This window comes from Pseudomonas sp. MWU16-30317 (assembly GCF_020515695.1).
Taxonomy (GTDB): Bacteria; Pseudomonadota; Gammaproteobacteria; order Pseudomonadales; family Pseudomonadaceae; genus Aquipseudomonas.
Genome location: NZ_JAIWJA010000004.1, coordinates 210,123 through 226,122 on the forward strand (window position 1 = coordinate 210,123; position 16,000 = coordinate 226,122).

The window sequence follows — 16,000 nt, forward strand, 5'->3', positions numbered from 1 at the left end:
GGATAGTTGTGGCGAGGGGCTTATTCATTAATGGGACCAGCATTCACATAACTGCGCCAGATTTCGGCGCTATGACGAATCTGCGCCTCCAGCGCCTGATGATCGGCAGCGGTCCTCGGCGGCTGGGTGGGGGTCAGGTGCTCGGGTACCAACTCGGTCGCCACTGCGCCACTGAACCCACCCTCCACCAGCGCCTCATGCTGGGCCTTGAAGTCGATATGCCCGGTGCCGATACCACCCCGCTCGGAATCGGAGATGTGGTAGATCGCCGTGAAGGCCCCATGCTCGCGCAAAGCCTGCAGCGGGTCGGGCTCGTCGATGTTCATGTGAAAGCTGTCGAGGATCATCCGCACGTTGTCGCTGTCCATCTCTGCCAGCAACTGTCGGCACTGCGCGGCGGTATGAATCAACGGCACTTCATAGTGATTGCACACCTCGTACAGGGTCCGCACGCCGCGGCTGGCGGCATAGGCATCAACGGCCTTGCAGCAGGCCAGCAGACGCGCTCGGGCCGATGTCGGGTCCTTGCAGCTGAGCGTCCATTGCGACAGCCCCTGCAAGGTCACAGGCACCGGACCCAACTCGGCAGCAAAATCCACCACCTGACGGTAATAGGCGATGGCTGCATCCTGGGTGGCCTTCGCCGGCTCGGGCGGGCCGGCGTTGAACGGATCGACGGCGATGATGCCGATACCCGCCGCCCTGGCCAGTTCACGCAACAGCGCGGGCGGCCCATCACGAAAATCTCCCGCATATTGAATGCTGTCCATGCCCAGCGCCTTGGCCTTGGCGATGACTGGCGCGGCGGCGCTGATACCCAGCGTCCAGGTGACGATGCCGACGCTCATGACTGCGCCCCCACCAGGGATTGCCCTGCCACCGTCGGCACGTCCTCGCGGGTGCCCAGATACGCCGGCAACTGCACCTTGTAGATCTTGAACGGCATGTCCACCGTGCTCTTGCCGTTGGGTCCGCGGTTGTAAGCCAGACGCGCGCTTTGCGGCACCGGGATATACAGCTCGCGCTGGCGAGTGATCATCAGGGCGTCCGGGTTCCACAGCAACGGGTCCTGCACCAGCACGCGCAGGCTGCCATCGGGCGCCAGTACCGTGACCCGCGGCTTGTCGTTTTCACCGAAGTACAGGTTGCCGGCGCTGTCGATCGGGGTGCCGGTGGTGGGCCCGGTGTCGTAGACGAACTCGACCTTGTCGCCTAGCGCCTTGTCGGTCACCTGGGTATCGCGCAACGCGTCGGTCGGCACGCGCCACAGCGGTCCGCTCATGGGCTGGAAATACAGCCATTTGCCGTCCGGGCTGATCTCCAGCGGGTCGCTTTGCACCTGGGTGTCACTGCCGTCGGATGTCTGCAAGGGCCGTCCGTGCTCACCGATGGGCCGGCGCTCCGGGTTCATCTTGGTCGACGGGTGATCCGCCAGGCGTCGCAGCGATACGCCGGTGCGCAGGTTGATGATGACAAGCGCGCCCAGGCCGGAGTCGGTCAGGTAAGCATGCTCGCTGTCCAGGCGCAGGTCGTTGAGATTGCCGCCCGCCGGCAGCACGCTTTCAGGCAGGCTGATCGAACGCAGCAGCTTGCCGTCGCGGGTATCGAATTGCAGGATCCGCTGGCCGGGGTTTATGCCCTTGGGGCCTGCGTCTTCGCCCATGTCGACGGCCCACAGGGTGTGGTCGTCGAAAATATGCACGGTGTTGATATTGACCAGCGCCTGGCCATGAGGCTTGCCCGGCGCCCAGCGATTCCACTCGCCGCCCGGGAACGGCTTGAGGGTGCCATCGGCCAGGACTTCGGCAATCGAGGGGGTGTTCTCGTAGCCGGGCCAGCGTGGCAGGCCGACGAACAGACGGCCATCGGCGGTTTGCGCAACGGCGTTGCAGACCCAGTCAAGGCGCGCCACTTCGATCAGCGGCTGACCGACCTTGACTATCGCCTCGCCAGCCCGGCTCAGGTTGCTGGTGGCCATCGCCAAGGTGCCAGACGCCACGGCAGCGGCTTGGCAAAAATTGCGTCGGTTGAACATTCGTTACCCTCTGGTAGTGGTCCCATGGCTGTCGGCGCTGCTGCCGTGACACGCCGTATTACCTATGGGACCGCTCTGGAACGGGCAAGATTCTATGAAACAGCCAGCTCTATTTGACGTGAAACCTTCAGTCCATTCGCTGATGCCAGCCTGGCCACGGTATGCACGTGGGCTGCCTCGAAACGTTCTGCGCGGAGGTTGTGAGCTGTCAGCCACATAGGGCTTGGCGCGAAGGGCTGTCGAATGACAGATGCGCATTGCAGATAAAGCAGCAGCGAGGGAGCCGATCCCTCGCTGCAGGGTTTACGCCAGCGGCTTGCCAACCAGCGCAGGCACCGTCTCACGATTGCCATACAACGCCGGCAACTGCAGCTTGTAGATCTTGAACGGCCGCACCAGCCCGTCGACGCCACCCGGCCCGCGGTTGGCCGCCATGCGCGCACTCTGCGGCACCGGGATGTACAGCTCGCGGGTGTTGGAGATGATCATCGCATCCGGGTTCCACAGTTTCGGATCCTCGGCCACCACCCGCAGGCTGCCATCCGGCGACAGCACGGTGATCCGCGGCCGGTCGTATTCGGCCAGATACAGGTTACCGGCGCTGTCGATGGCAGTGCCGGTCAGCGGCCCGGTGTCGTAGACGAACTCGACCGTGTCGCCCAGGGCTTTTTCGCTCATCTGGGTGTCGCGCAACGCTTCGGTCGGCACGCGCCAGAGCGGTCCGCTGAGTGGCTGGTAGTACAGCCATTTGCCGTCCGGGCTGATCTCGATCGGATCCGAGTGCACCTGGTGGTCGCTGCCATCGGGCATCTGCAGCGGGCGGCCCTCCTCGCCTATCGGCCGGCGCTCGGGGCTCATCTTGGTCGATGGATGATCGGCCAGGCGGCGCACCGACACACCGGTGGCGAGGTTGACGACGATGATCGCGCCCAGGCCGGAATCGGTCAGGTAGGCATGACCGCTGTCCAGGCGCAGGTCGTTGAGGTTGGCACCGGCCGGCAGCACGGCGGGCGCCAACGTGATCGAGCGCAGCAGCTTGCCGTTGCGGGTATCGAACTGCAGGATCTTCTGCCCAGGGTTGATGCCATGTGGGCCGGCATCCTCGCCTTGGTCGATGGCCCACAGGGTGTCGTCGTCGAAGATGTGGATGGTGTTGATCTTGACCAGCGCCTTGGCGTTCGGCTTGCCCGGTTCCCACTCGTTCCAGTCGCCGCCCGGAAACGGCTTGAGCGTGCCATTGGGCAGCACTTCGGCGATGGAGGGGGTATTTTCGAAGCCGGGCCAGCGTGGCAGGCCGACGAACAGCCGACCGGTGGAGGTCAGGCCGACGGCGTTGCAGAGCCAGTCAAGATGGGCGACTTCGGTCAGCGGCTGGCCGACCTTGGCCATGACGGCGGCGGCGTTGGCCAGATGGCTGGAGGCGACCGCGAAGGCGCCGCAAGCCAGGACGGACGCCTGGCAAAAATTGCGTCGGTTGAACATTGCTATCCCTTTTATTGGTTTTGTCGAGCATCTCGAGGTGTCTACACGGGGCCTTTTGGGCAGTATCCCGCTAGACGTACGATATACGATGACCAAACTCACGGGACGGTAAAACGCAAGGCCTGCGCCTGTTTTGAAGGGAAACGGTCAAAATAATCGACCGTTTGTGGTGGTATCGATCAGCGCGGTGTCTAGGAGTCGAGTGCTCAGGGCGCGGCGACCTGGCGGCATTTGAAGCCTTGGGCTTCGTCCCGATCCACCCGCGCCTCAGCCTTGGCCGCGCACACCTCGGGGTTCTGCAGGGCATTCCACAGGATTGCCGGAGCTTGCTGGGCGACCTGATACATGGCTCGGCACACGTAACCGGCCTTGGGGTCGGCGGGCAGCAGCCAGAGGGCGCGGCTGTCGGCGCCCCGCTCGCAGATGACGCGGGTGGACGTCGCCACTTGCACCGGCGCAGCGGGCGGCAGTGCCGGCGTCGGTGCAGGCGCCGAGCGGCCTTCGTGGCTCAGCACTACGGTCGGGTAGAACACGCCGCGCGCGATGCCTTGGGGCATCTGCCAACTGAGTGTCCACCCCTGATCAAGGGCCAGCGAGCCTTGCGCGCGTGGCACTGTCGGTACCTGACTGCCCTGCTCGAACGCGGGAAAGTCCATGCCGACACCGGGGGCTACGGGCTGCAGTTGGTCAAGTGTTCGCCCGGCGCGGCTGGCCGCCGCGGGCAGACTCTGGCACTGCACTCGGGCTGAAAAGCACAACGGCTGCGAGCCGTCTTGCAGCACTACGGCGGCGCCGCTGTCGAAGAACGCCGCGCGCAAGGCCTGCTCGTCGCCACCCGCTGCCGCGACGGCCACCCCACCCAGAGCGGCAGCGAGGCTGGTGCTGTGGACCAACTGCGCCGCGGTGCCCTGCGGGTCGCTGCCCAACTCGGCCTCCCACAATCCCTGCCCCGCCAACAGACCGACGCGCAGGGCCTGAAGCGCCGTGCCACCGGGCTGACGGTAGGCCCACCAAGCCGCGTAGGCGGCGGCGCCCGCCGGGCCGCCATAAACGCTGCGGCCCAGCTGCGCTTCGGCACTGGCGTAGGTATAGCTGCGCGCTACACGTTCGGCCGCCAGCTCGTTGCTGGCCTCGTCACGGGTGCCGGCCTGCCACAGATCTTCTATCAACCGCTGGGCGGCGGCATCCTGGGTCGCCGTGTCGGCATTGGCGAGAAAGTGGTCGATCAGAGGTTTTGCCTGCGGCCCAGCGCGTGTCGCAATCGCTGCCTGCGCCGCGTCTGGATGCATTTGCAGCGCGACGGTGCGGATATCCCCCAGCGCCTGCTCGGCAACCGCCTGCCAGCCGGGCAGCAAAACGCCGCCGCTGATGGCAGGCTCGGCGCTGGAGGCGGGCTGGATGGCAAAAAGGCACAGGCAAGGCACAAGCAAAAGCGGTAAGCGTGAGGTCATGGAGTCACCCGGGGTTGGCGCACTGTGGGGCGTCGACGACCACTACCTGAAGACGTAAAGCTGGCGCACAGCATACAGAGCGCGTGCGGGGCTGGCGACAACTGAGGGGGATGATTGCTAGGATACTGCAGTGCACCTGCCCGGCCAGAGGATGGCCATGAACGGGAACACTTGAAGAAAATGGCAGGGGCGGCTGGATTTGAACCAACGCATGGCAGGATCAAAACCTGCTGCCTTACCGCTTGGCGACGCCCCTGTATCTGGTAGCGCAACATCGAGATGTTGCATTCCCGCATCAAGCATTGAAGGCTTGTCTGCAAGAACGGCGAGGAATTTACCAGCTTTCATCCGATCCGCCAACCCCTGAAACAAAAATATGTTTCCAGAACAGTCAGTTACTGTTCGCCGGGGTTCATTGCCTAGGGATATCGGCTCGCAGGCCGGGCCAATCCGAGGGTATCGCGCAGCGTCGTGCCTGGGTATGCACGACGGAACACCCCGGCGTCCTGCAAGCGTGGCACCACCTGGCCGAGAAACAGATCGTCCTCTTCCTCCAGATACGGCGGCAGGATCACAAAGCCGTCGCATGCCCCTGCCTGGTACCACTCGATCAACTGATCGGCCACCTGCTGCGGTGAGCCGACCGGCGAGAAGAACGACAGGCTTTCGGCATACCACTTGCCCACCTCGCCCACCGTCATGCCGCGCTCCACCGCTTGCTCGATCACGTACTGAAAGCGCCCTTTGCTGCCGGTGATCTGCTCGCTGATGTCCGGCAGCAAGGCATCTTGAGGATACTGCGCGAGGTCGAAGTTCATGCTCGCCGACATAAAGCTCAGGCCGGCTTCAGGACGGATCAGGGCCTTGAGCAAGGCATCCTTCGCTCGCGCATCCTCGGCATCGCGGCCGACCACCGGGACGATCCCCGGCAGCACCTTGATGGCGTCCGGATCGCGGCCATAGGCGATGGCCTTGTCCTTGATCATTCGGTAGAAATCCCGGGCGCGCTCCAACGTCGCCTGGACCACGAACACCACTTCGGCGTGTTGCGCGGCCAGGTCGATAAAGGCCTGCGACACACCCGCCTGGATCAGTACCGGTTGGCCCTGGGGCGGACGCGGGATGTTGATCGGGCCGCGCACATCGAAATGCTCGCCGTGATGGTCGACATAGTGGAACTTGGCAGGGTCGGCGTAGAGTCCCTCGCGGGTGTTCTTGACCAACGCGTCGTCACCCCAGCTGTCCCAGAGTTTTTGCACCACTTCGATGAACTCGCTTGCACGTCCATAGCGCTCGCCATGAGCGAAATGCTCGGTGCGACCGTGGTTGCGCGCCTCGCCATCGCTGACCGAGGTGACCACGTTCCAGGCCGCGCGACCGCCGCTGATGTGATCGATATTGGCGAGCATGCGCGCGGCCGTGTACGGCGCCGAGTAGGACGACGACACGGTGCCGCCGATGCCGATCTGGTCAGTGACAGCCGCCAATGCGGCCAACAGCGTCAGTGGCTCGGGGCGCGCTACCGGGCGGTATTTGACCGTCTCCGAGAAGTGCCCGCCGTAGTTGTCGTCGATCGACAGCTTGTCGGCCACGAACAGCATGTCCAGGCAGGCGGCTTCGGCGCGCCGGGCGATTTTCTTGTAGAGGCGCCAGTCGACACCGCCACTGGCGGCGGAGTCGGGATGGCGCCAGCCGCCCTGATGGGTACCGGCTTCAAGATACAGGGCCAGGTGCATCATGGTTTGCGTGCCTCGTTGGCGGCCGTGACCGGTGCGGTGAAGAAGCTGCTATCGACCAGGGTAGCGGCGTCGAGGCGCTGTTTGATCAGGCCGGTTTTCACGTACAGGTCGATGGTGTCCTGCTGGCGCTTGCGAATCGCCGCCACGTCAGTCAACGGCAGGTTGACCTCGCGCTCGACCTTGGCCTGCGCCACCGCATCCGGCAAGCGCAACAGCTGCGCGATCACCGTCGCGTAGGGCTGGGGATGATCGGCGCCCCACTGCCGCGCCTTGGCCAGGCGCTGGGCGAAGTCCTGCAGCTCGGCATGCTTGGTGGCAATGGCCTGATCGGAGGCCACCAGGTAGTTGAGGGACGGGTACGTCTTGCCATCGGCGATGATCCGCACCTGGGATTGCTCGACGGCGAAGGAAATGTAGGGCTCCCAGGTGGCGACCGCGTCCACCGCGCCGCTGCTCAGGGCCAGGGTCGCCTCGGCGGGCGTGGTGAAGACGAATTGCACGTCCTGCTCGCCAAGGCCGGCGTCGGCCAATGCTTGCAGTGCCAGGGCATGCCCGGAGGAGCCTTTGACGGTGGCGATCTTTTTCGCCTTGAGGTCGGCGACGCTGCGCACGCTTGAATCCTTGCCGACGATCAAGCCGTTGCCCAGGTAGCCGGAGGCAAAAATGGCTTTGGCCTTGACCCCCGAAGCGGCGGCAAAGGTCAGCGGTGCATCGCCCAGCAGGCCGGCATCCAGGTGATTGGAGTTCAAGGCTTCGAGCACCGGCGCGGCGTTGGCGAATTCGTGCCATTCGATCTTGTAGCCAACGCCCTGCAACACCCCGGCGGCTTCCATGACGGCGCGGGCATTGCCGCGCTGATCGCCGACATCGATGTCCGCCCGCGCCACACCGCTGACGGCCAGTGCCAGTGCAAGTCCGAGGATCAGTTTGTGTTTCATGCAGTGCGCACCCATGGCCGAAAAACCGCCAGCCTAGGGCGCGCGATGGAGATAACCAAATAACATTAAAATATATGCTTATTATGCGCGTTGTTTTGTTCAGGGTTGTTGGTACGGCAATACACCTATGCACACAATATCGCCCTCATCCCCGCATCAACACGCCCCCTGACCGAGTACACTGTTGCGCCCAGCCGCCACCAGGAACTCTGTGCATGAAAGTCGGCATCATCTCCGATACCCATGGCCTGCTGCGCCCCGAAGCCATCGCCGCCTTGCAGGGCTGCGAGCACATCATTCACGCCGGTGACATCGGCAGCGCCGACATCCTCACTCAGTTGGCGGGTATCGCGCCGCTGCACGTGGTGCGCGGCAACAACGACCTCGCCGCGCCCTGGGCAACGTCCATCGCCGATCATCTGCGTTTCGACCTAGGCGGCTGGCACACCTTGCTGGTGCATGACATCGCCGACGTGCCCGCCTTGATCGATCCCGCCGTGGGGCTGCCCGCGGTACGCCTGATCGTCACCGGCCATTCGCACAAGCCGCTGATCGAATGGCGCGGGCAAACCCTCTATCTGAACCCCGGTAGTGCCGGGCGCCGGCGCTTCAAGCTGCCAGTGACCCTGGCGCTGCTGGAGCTGACCGACGAGGCGCTTGAACCCCAATTGGTCGCCTTGCTGGACTGAAGCAACAGCGCCCTTGAGTCCGGCCCCCAGAGTGACGAAAATGGGTGGATGATCGCCTTCACTATTACTGAGCTGCACAATGACTGAGCTGCACACCCTGGAGACAGCATGATCGAGGTAACCGAGGTTTCCATCGCCGCGTTGCGCGCCGCGCTCGAGTCCGGCCAGACCACGTCGGTCGAGCTGGTTGGCGCCTACCTGGCCCGGATCGACGCCTTCGATGGCCCTGGCACGTCTACCGCCCTCAACGCCGTGGTGGTGCGCAACCCCCAGGCGCTGATCGAGGCCCAGGCTGCCGATGAGCGCCGGGCACGCGGCGCCACCCTCGGCCCGCTGGACGGCATCCCCTATACCGCCAAGGACAGTTACCTGGTCAAGGGCCTGACGGCGGCGTCCGGCAGCCCGGCCTTCGCCCACCTGATCGCCCAGCGCGACGCCTTCACCATCGAACGCTTGCGTGCTGGCGGCGCCATCTGCCTGGGCAAGACCAACATGCCGCCCATGGCCAACGGCGGCATGCAACGTGGCGTGTACGGCCGTGCCGAGAGCCCCTACAACGGTGATTACCTGACGGCGCCTTTCGCCTCGGGCTCGTCGAATGGCGCCGGCACTGCCACGGCCGCGAGCTTCGCGGCCTTCGGCCTGGCCGAAGAAACCTGGTCGAGCGGTCGCGGCCCGGCGGCCAATAACGGGCTGTGTGCCTACACGCCATCCCGAGGGGTGATCTCGGTGCGCGGCAACTGGCCGCTGACGCCGACCATGGATGTGGTGGTGCCCTTTGCCCGGACCATGGCTGATCTGCTCGAAGTACTCGACGTGATCGTCGCCCCCGACCCCGACACCCGTGGCGACCTCTGGCGCCTGCAGCCCTGGGTACCGATCCCGCCGGTCTCAGCGGTGCGCCCAGCTTCGTATCTGACCCTTGCCGCCCAGCCCGAGGCGCTCGCCGGCAAACGCTTCGGCGTGCCGCGCATGTACATCAACGCCGACGCCGAGGCCGGCACCAGCGAAGCCCCCGGTATCGGCGGTCCGACCGGCCAGCGCATCAACACCCGGCCCACCGTCATCGCCCTCTGGCAGCAGGCCCGCGCGGCCCTCGAAGCCGCAGGCGCGCAAGTGCTGGAAGTGGACTTCCCGCTGGTGTCCAACTGTGAGGGCGATCGCCCCGGCGCGCCCACCGTGTTCAACCGCGGCATCGTCTCGCCGGAGTTTCTTCACCATGAATTGTGGGACCTGAGCGCCTGGGCCTTCGATGATTTCCTGCGTGCCAACGGCGATCCGGCCCTCAACCGCCTGGTCGATGTCGACGGCCCGCTGATCTTCCCGCACGACCCCGGCACCCTGCCCAACCGCGAAGGTGACCTCGCCGCGGGCATGGACGAATACGTGCGAATGGCCGAGCGCGGCATCACGCCGTGGAACGAGATCCCGACGCTGGCCGACGGCTTGCGTGGCCTTGAGCACACCCGACGCCTGGATCTCGAAGACTGGATGGACGCGCTGGGGCTCGACGCGGTGATCTTCCCCACGGTTGCCGATGTCGGCCCGGCCAACGCCGATGTCGATCCACAGGCCGCCGACATCGCCTGGAGCAACGGCGTCTGGGTCGCCAACGGCAACCTCGCTGTGCGCCACCTGGGTGTACCGACCGTGACCGTGCCCATGGGCATCATGGCGGACATCGGCATGCCCGCCGGGCTGACGTTCGCCGGCCGCGCCTATGACGACTCGTCGCTGCTGCGCCTGGCGGCGGCGTTCGAAGCGACCGGGTCGCGCCGGCAGATTCCGCAGCGCACGCCTGCACTCTCACCCGCGGACAGCGCGCAGGACGCCTAGCACTGCAGCATGCGGCAGCCTTCCTCGGGCAAGCCGACCCAAAGCCCATCGCCCACCTGCGGGCGATGGCCCTGGCTCGATGTACCGACGTATGGCGACGCCCGCGCAGAGATAGTCATACTAGGCATGTTCCCGACACATGCCTGATCCCTTGATGTGTGAGTACTGATGAAACGTCCTGTACCGCTACCCGCCCTGCACACTTTCATGATCACAGCACAGTGCTGCAACTTCACGCGGGCGGCAGAACTGCTGTGCCTCACTCAGGGCGCGGTCAGTCGGCAAATCGCCGGCCTCGAGGAGCACCTTGGCTACGCGTTGTTCCTGCGCCAGCCACGCGGCTTGAAGCTGACCGATCAAGGTCGCGACCTGTATCCGCGCATCGAGCAAGTGTTCAATCTGATCGACGAGGCTGTCGAGCAGGTCGGCAGCAAACGCAAGGCCCTGCAACTCAAGGCGCCGACCTGCATGATGCGCTGGCTGCTGCCGCGCCTGCTGCAGTGGCAAAAGGAGCGTCCCGATGTGCCGGTGGAACTCACCACAACGGTGCAGCACAAGGTCGATTTTCGCCGGGAATCTTTTGACGCAGCGGTCATCTTCGGTCCGCCACCCGACGCCGACAGCGGCGCCTTGCATCTATTCGATGAGCAACTGACCCCGGTCTGCTCGCCGCAATTGCTCGAAAGCGGCGCCCCACTGCGCTACCTGCAGGACCTTGAGCACCATATGTTGCTGCACCCTAGCCGTGGCGAACAGGACTGGGAAGTCTGGCTCAGCGCAGCAGGCGGCAAGCTGGCGGACGTGCGCAAAGGTCAGCATTTCGAGACGCTCGATCTGGCGATGTCGGTGGCGGCCCAAGGCACGGGGGTGGCGATCGGTGATTGGGCGCTGATCGGCGACGACCTGCTGCACGGCCGACTGGTGACGCCATTCGAGCTGAAGGTGCGTACCGGTGCCGGCTATTACCTGGTGGCGCCACCGCGCCTTGAACAGGCTGCGGGCCTGGGTGATCTGCTCGGCTGGCTGCAAGTACAGGCCAGTCGGCGCTGAGCCCGTGGTGCAACGTGGGTCAAGCGGTTGCTAGCGCGGCAGATAGTGCGGGCATTGCTGCGGTGATCGAGTACCTCAAAGGCTGAGCATCAAGCAGGCCGCCCCATCAACATCATCCGCGCCGCCAGCGCCACCATCACTGCGGCGAAGCCATAGGAGCCCAAGCGCCTGGAGATCGGCAGTTGCTTCAGGCGTCGGTGAGCCGCTCCGGCAAAGACGCCCAGCAAGAAGTGAAAGACCAAGGCGATAGCCGCCAGGCACAGGCCTAGCGTCACCAATTGCACGCCGGCGTTCCCCGCTGCGGGCGTGACGAATTGCGGCAGGAACACCATGAAAAAGACCAGCGCCTTGGGATTGAGCAAGCTGTTGAGCGTGGCCCGGATAAAGATCGAACGCAGTGACGCCAAAGGCACCTGGGTGCCGCTCGCCGCGGCCGGTCTGGATCTGACCGCCAGCCACCCCAGCCAGAGCAGATACAGCGCGCCCGCGCCACGAATCAAGTCGAACGCAGGCGCCCAGCTCATGATCAGCGCGCCCACCCCGACCGCTACCAGTAACGTCAGGATCATATCCGCCAGGGTGATACCTAGCGCCGCCGCCAGACCGGCACGCCAGCCATGCGTGATCCCATGGGTCATGACGAAGGCCATGTTCGGCCCCGGCACTGCCAACAGAATCACCACGGCACCGGCGAACACCCACAAGCTGGTCGCTTCAATCATCCTGATGTCTCCCGTTCAAGGCCTGCAACGGTAACTCAGTCGAGCGAAGAATCATCGGCACAGTGCAATGGAAGTTATGCGCAACAGTCATGTCCGACGCTCGGTATGAAGATCAATCCTCAGGCCGACTCGCAAAACCGGATGCGATTGCCGAACGGGTCCGTCACCGTCATCACCCTGCCCCAATCGAGTGTTTCGATCTCAGGTTTCATATAGGTGTAATCCTTGGCGGCCAACTCGTGCTGCAAGTCATCGATGCCGGTCATGGTCACGAAGGTATTCGCACCCGGACATGCATCGCCATGGTGTTCGCTCAGATGCAGCACCAGGCCGGCACGGGACACTTGCATGTATAACGGGAAATTCTCGCCAAAGCGGTGTTCCCAATCGACCTGAAAGCCAAGGAACTGCAGATAGAATTCCTTGGCTTTGGCCACATCGAAAATGCGCAGGATGGGCGCGGTCTGGGTGAACTTGATATGAGCTGAATCAGGCATTGGCGTCCTTGAAATCCCGAGCAGAAACAGTACGTTTCCATACGAGCGGCGACAATATCAGCACCCGAACGAGAAACGCTACCCGAGACTTATAAAAGGTCTCCAGTCACTGATGATTGAGTGCCACGTACCAGGAGTTATGTTCGGACATTCCATGCCCCCCCGCCAGCGACCGGGCGTCGATGGCGGCGGTGCACGCCTTATTGGCTCGTCACACTCTGCGCAGCCCCCTGGTCAGGCTGTTGCTTCGCCAGGTCGCCGAAGTCGCGCAAGCTCGACGGCTGGTACGGGTCGCCGATATAACGCGTGCGCGCCACGAACGCCGGGCTGACCAGGCTCTTGGAGCGATCGTGCTCGTCGAAGCTGAGGCCGGCCATGTCAGCCCAGGTATGGATCAGGCTCGAGCTGCTGTACGGTCGGTCGAGGGCACCCGCGAAATTCCAGTCGTGGGTCGCACGCCACTTCGGCGACGCCCAGGCCATGAAGGGGATGGTGTACATCGGCACCGTAGGTCGGCCTTCGTTACGCCCCAGGCTGTCGTGCTTGCCAGAGTCGTAGACGTCTTCGCCGTGGTCGGACAGGTACAGCAGGAAGCCGTTGGGGTCGGTGGCGCCGAACTGCTTGATGATGCTCGACACCACGAAGTCGTTGTACAGCACGGCATTGTCGTAGCTGTTGTAGGTCTTGACCTGGTCGTCGCTCAAGCCCGGCGGGGTGCCGTCGCGGCCGCTGAACCTGGCGAATTCCTGCGGGTAGCGGTAATCGTAATTGACGTGCGTACCCAGCAGGTGAATCACGATCAGCTTGCGCGGCGCCTTGTCGGCTAACACCTTGGCGAAGGGTTCCAGCACGTCGCCATCGTACTGCGCGGCGTTCTGGTTGCGGTTGTTGTTGAGATAGACCTGCTCGTCAGCTTGCTGCGAGAAGGTGGTGAGCATGGTGTTGCGCTTGGTCAGCGTCTGCTGGTTGGTGATCCACCAGGTCTTGTAGCCGGCCTGCTTCATCACGTCGACGATCGACGGCGTGGTGAGGAACAGATCCGGATGCTTCTCATCGGCGAAGGTCAGCACCTGTTGCAGCGCTTCGATGGTGTACGGGCGAGGACTGACGACGTTGGTGAAGACGCTGAGCTGATCTTTCATGCGATCCAGCTCGGGGTTGGTTTCACGCGGATAGCCATACAGGCTCATGTGGCCACGGTTGGTCGACTCGCCAATGATCAGCACCAGCGTGGCGGGCAGCCCGGCACCGCTGTCCACCAGATGGGTGAGCGGAGGCACTTTGGCATTGGCCTCTAGCATGGCTTCCATACCGCTCAATTGCTGACGGTAGTTGCGATAGCCGATCAGCAACTGCCATGGCACCGCGGGCTCGATGCGGTCTTCGAATTTCTGCCAGGCGTCGGCGAGAGTCGGCGTGCGAGGGATCTGCTTGGCGATCGGCAGCGCCACGAACAGGGCCAATAGCACCAGGCTGACGATCAGCGCTTTGGGCCGGGCCAGTTGCACTGGGCGCACTCGAGTCCACAGCAGCGCCGCACCGGCGGTATAGGCCAGGAATGCCGGGACCATCCACCAGACGAAATACTGGCTGAGGTACTCGCCAGCTTCGGCATCGTTGGATTCGAAAATGACGAAGATCACGCTTTGGGAAAATTCCTGCTGGTAGATCAGGAAGTAACCGAAACTCAGCAGCGAACACAGAAACAAAACGAACCCCAGCACGCCGGCAATCAGTTTTGCGCGTTTGGGGAACAGCAAGACCGGGATCAGCCACAGTGAACTCAGGAAAAACGCATCGCGAAAACCAGCGAAGCCGCTGGTGCCGTTGAGTTGGATCAACGCTTGGGTGACGCCGGAGAAGTACCAGAAAAACACGAAAAGCCACGCCAGGCCTTTCCAATCGAAGCGGCGCTTGGCGGGAGTCTTGGGGATATCGGTGGTCATCGGCTTTCCAAATACGACATTGACCGCACGCAGATAGTGGCGCAGTGCTATGCCGGGATTAAAACGGGTGCCGAAACCTAAGCCATCGAATGTGACATTTGTGTCAAAAAAGCTGATCAAAAATGTCACAAGCCCGCTATCTCTTGGATCAGAGACGTTGCGCGCTTTCAATAGGTGGGGGGATTGGGATGGATTCTTGCGGCTGGGGCCCCTTCAGCAACGGATCTCAACCATCCAAACACGGTCCGATGCCAAACGACCCTGCCATCTTGTTCAACAAGGAAGAGGTATGACAACATACAAGCTCACAATAAAAATCATAAAAGGATCCGCGTCATGCCCCGCCTCTCTCACCTCATCTCACCTCTGGTACTTGCCATGGCCCTGACTTCCGGCGCCGTTCACGCGCGCACATTCGTCTACGTTTCCAATGCCGCCGACGGCACCGTCTCGACCTTTCGCATGAACGAGCAGAGCGGTGAGCTGACCGCCGTGCAGACTGTAACCAGCGGCAAGAACGTCATGCCCATGACAGTCAGCCCGGATCGCCGTCATCTGTACGCCGCCGTGCGCTCCACGCCGTACAACGTGCAAAGCTATTCCATCGACACCCAGGACGGCCATCTGACCCTGCTCGCCACGACGCCAGTGGACGAGTCGCTGGCCTATATCTCGCTCGACAACACCGGCAAATCGCTGTTCGGGTCGTCGTACGACAACGACGTGCTGACCGTCAACCCCATCGTCAACGGCGTGGTCACCGGGCCCGCCACGCAGAGTCTCAAAACCGAGCAACACGCCCACTCCGTGCGCATCGACCACAGCAACCAATACCTGTATGTCGCGAACCTGGGTGGCCAACAGGTCTACCAGTACCGCTACGACGCAGCGAGCGGCAAAGTCACGGCCAACGACCCGGCCAAGGTCGCCTCCCCCCAAGGCATTGGCCCGCGGCACACCGAGCTGTCCCCGGACAACCGCTTTTTATACGTGCTGGGTGAACTGCACGACAGCGTCATCACCTACGCCCTGGATAGCAAAACCGGCCAACTTCACCAATTCGCCGTGACCGCCGGCCTGCCCGCCGACACCACGCTGGTACCTGGCGCGCCGCGCGGCCCGGACCGAGTCAAGACCCCAGGCATGCAGCCCCACGCCGACAACAGCAACGATATCTGGGCGGCAGATATCCACATCACCTCCGATGGCAATTTCCTCTACACCTCCGAACGGACCTCCAGCGTGCTGTCGCTGTTCAAGGTCAACAAGGCCAACGGCGCCCTCACCTTCGTCAAGACCTTCAAGACCGAAAAACAACCTCGCGGCTTTGGCATCACACCGGACAGCAAATTCCTCATCTGCAGCGGCGAGAAGTCCACCCAGGTGTCAGTTTTCGCCATCGATGGCCATAGCGGCGAACTGACCCTCAAATCCCAGGCCCCGGTGGGCAACGGCGCCAACTGGGTCTCCATCGTCAAACGCTAGGCTGCTGGACCGGTTGATGCCGCAATGACATTGACCGGTCATATTGGCTGAGCACACGACATTTCTGCCAATATGTAGTGACAATTATTTTTCACTACAAAAGTGATTGACGCCTTTCAAATGCACTTGC

At 63.3% G+C, this 16,000-nt stretch carries 13 protein-coding genes and 1 tRNA gene; 4 read left to right on the forward strand and 10 right to left on the reverse strand.

The window, feature by feature from the left end; genetic code table 11:
- Window positions 1-20: 20 nt before the first annotated feature.
- From LIX93_RS13870 to LIX93_RS13900, 7 genes are all read right to left on the reverse strand, one after another.
- Window positions 21-848, reverse strand: a complete 828-nt coding sequence (locus LIX93_RS13870) for a sugar phosphate isomerase/epimerase family protein (RefSeq protein ID WP_226504628.1) — start codon at window positions 846-848, stop codon at window positions 21-23.
- Window positions 845-2,035 carry a major royal jelly family protein gene (locus tag LIX93_RS13875; protein WP_226504629.1) on the reverse strand — a complete coding sequence of 397 codons (1,191 nt, stop codon included), beginning with the start codon at window positions 2,033-2,035 and terminating at the stop codon, window positions 845-847. The genes LIX93_RS13870 and LIX93_RS13875 overlap by 4 nt, the downstream gene beginning before the upstream one ends.
- 303 nt (window positions 2,036-2,338) lie before the next feature.
- Window positions 2,339-3,517 carry a major royal jelly family protein gene (locus LIX93_RS13880; RefSeq protein WP_226504630.1) on the reverse strand — a complete coding sequence of 393 codons (1,179 nt, stop codon included), beginning with the start codon at window positions 3,515-3,517 and terminating at the stop codon, window positions 2,339-2,341.
- A 206-nt stretch (window positions 3,518-3,723) separates the two neighbouring features.
- Window positions 3,724-4,968 carry a hypothetical protein gene (locus LIX93_RS13885; protein WP_226504631.1) on the reverse strand — a complete coding sequence of 415 codons (1,245 nt, stop codon included), beginning with the start codon at window positions 4,966-4,968 and terminating at the stop codon, window positions 3,724-3,726.
- Window positions 4,969-5,149: 181 nt separating this feature from the next.
- Window positions 5,150-5,224 (reverse strand) — tRNA-Gln (locus LIX93_RS13890).
- A gap of 163 nt (window positions 5,225-5,387) precedes the next feature.
- Complete coding sequence (locus tag LIX93_RS13895; RefSeq protein ID WP_226504632.1) at window positions 5,388-6,707, reverse strand: LLM class flavin-dependent oxidoreductase; 1,320 nt, start codon at window positions 6,705-6,707, stop codon at window positions 5,388-5,390.
- Entirely contained in the window at window positions 6,704-7,645 is a 942-nt protein-coding gene (locus LIX93_RS13900) for an aliphatic sulfonate ABC transporter substrate-binding protein (protein ID WP_226504633.1), read from the reverse strand. Before LIX93_RS13900 ends, LIX93_RS13895 begins: the two co-directional genes overlap by 4 nt.
- A gap of 215 nt (window positions 7,646-7,860) precedes the next feature.
- On the opposite strand from LIX93_RS13900, the gene LIX93_RS13905 reads away from it, so the two are divergent.
- From LIX93_RS13905 to LIX93_RS13915, 3 genes are all read left to right on the forward strand, one after another.
- Window positions 7,861-8,334, forward strand: a complete 474-nt coding sequence (locus tag LIX93_RS13905) for a metallophosphoesterase family protein (protein ID WP_226504634.1) — start codon at window positions 7,861-7,863, stop codon at window positions 8,332-8,334.
- A gap of 108 nt (window positions 8,335-8,442) precedes the next feature.
- Complete coding sequence (locus LIX93_RS13910; RefSeq protein ID WP_226504635.1) at window positions 8,443-10,170, forward strand: amidase; 1,728 nt, start codon at window positions 8,443-8,445, stop codon at window positions 10,168-10,170.
- A gap of 168 nt (window positions 10,171-10,338) precedes the next feature.
- Complete coding sequence (locus tag LIX93_RS13915; protein ID WP_226504636.1) at window positions 10,339-11,220, forward strand: LysR substrate-binding domain-containing protein; 882 nt, start codon at window positions 10,339-10,341, stop codon at window positions 11,218-11,220.
- Between the two features lie 89 nt (window positions 11,221-11,309).
- Here the strand turns inward: LIX93_RS13915 and LIX93_RS13920 are convergent, their stop codons facing one another.
- The 3 genes from LIX93_RS13920 to cptA form a co-directional block, all read right to left on the reverse strand.
- Window positions 11,310-11,942: a LysE family translocator gene (locus tag LIX93_RS13920; protein ID WP_226504637.1), complete on the reverse strand. Its 633-nt coding sequence runs from the start codon at window positions 11,940-11,942 to the stop codon at window positions 11,310-11,312.
- A 119-nt stretch (window positions 11,943-12,061) separates the two neighbouring features.
- Window positions 12,062-12,439 carry a glyoxalase superfamily protein gene (locus LIX93_RS13925; RefSeq protein WP_226504638.1) on the reverse strand — a complete coding sequence of 126 codons (378 nt, stop codon included), beginning with the start codon at window positions 12,437-12,439 and terminating at the stop codon, window positions 12,062-12,064.
- Between the two features lie 200 nt (window positions 12,440-12,639).
- A complete protein-coding gene (gene cptA, locus LIX93_RS13930; RefSeq protein ID WP_226504639.1) occupies window positions 12,640-14,385 on the reverse strand; it encodes a phosphoethanolamine transferase CptA in 1,746 nt (581 codons plus the stop codon).
- Between the two features lie 336 nt (window positions 14,386-14,721).
- Between cptA and LIX93_RS13935 the strand changes: the two genes are divergently transcribed.
- Window positions 14,722-15,870: a beta-propeller fold lactonase family protein gene (locus tag LIX93_RS13935; RefSeq protein ID WP_226504640.1), complete on the forward strand. Its 1,149-nt coding sequence runs from the start codon at window positions 14,722-14,724 to the stop codon at window positions 15,868-15,870.
- Window positions 15,871-16,000: the final 130 nt, after the last annotated feature.

What these genes read in the sequence shown, in the direction of transcription:
- cptA (WP_226504639.1), bottom strand. Translation starts at nt 14,385, where the DNA reads ATGACCACCGATATCCCCAAGACTCCCGCCAAGCGCCGCTTCGATTGG.
- LIX93_RS13920 (WP_226504637.1), bottom strand. Translation starts at nt 11,942, where the DNA reads ATGATTGAAGCGACCAGCTTGTGGGTGTTCGCCGGTGCCGTGGTGATT.
- LIX93_RS13905 (WP_226504634.1), top strand. Translation starts at nt 7,861, where the DNA reads ATGAAAGTCGGCATCATCTCCGATACCCATGGCCTGCTGCGCCCCGAA.
- LIX93_RS13900 (WP_226504633.1), bottom strand. Translation starts at nt 7,645, where the DNA reads ATGAAACACAAACTGATCCTCGGACTTGCACTGGCACTGGCCGTCAGC.
- LIX93_RS13895 (WP_226504632.1), bottom strand. Translation starts at nt 6,707, where the DNA reads ATGATGCACCTGGCCCTGTATCTTGAAGCCGGTACCCATCAGGGCGGC.
- LIX93_RS13885 (WP_226504631.1), bottom strand. Translation starts at nt 4,968, where the DNA reads ATGACCTCACGCTTACCGCTTTTGCTTGTGCCTTGCCTGTGCCTTTTT.
- LIX93_RS13910 (WP_226504635.1), top strand. Translation starts at nt 8,443, where the DNA reads ATGATCGAGGTAACCGAGGTTTCCATCGCCGCGTTGCGCGCCGCGCTC.
- LIX93_RS13870 (WP_226504628.1), bottom strand. Translation starts at nt 848, where the DNA reads ATGAGCGTCGGCATCGTCACCTGGACGCTGGGTATCAGCGCCGCCGCG.
- LIX93_RS13875 (WP_226504629.1), bottom strand. Translation starts at nt 2,035, where the DNA reads ATGTTCAACCGACGCAATTTTTGCCAAGCCGCTGCCGTGGCGTCTGGC.
- LIX93_RS13925 (WP_226504638.1), bottom strand. Translation starts at nt 12,439, where the DNA reads ATGCCTGATTCAGCTCATATCAAGTTCACCCAGACCGCGCCCATCCTG.
- LIX93_RS13915 (WP_226504636.1), top strand. Translation starts at nt 10,339, where the DNA reads ATGAAACGTCCTGTACCGCTACCCGCCCTGCACACTTTCATGATCACA.
- LIX93_RS13880 (WP_226504630.1), bottom strand. Translation starts at nt 3,517, where the DNA reads ATGTTCAACCGACGCAATTTTTGCCAGGCGTCCGTCCTGGCTTGCGGC.
- LIX93_RS13935 (WP_226504640.1), top strand. Translation starts at nt 14,722, where the DNA reads ATGCCCCGCCTCTCTCACCTCATCTCACCTCTGGTACTTGCCATGGCC.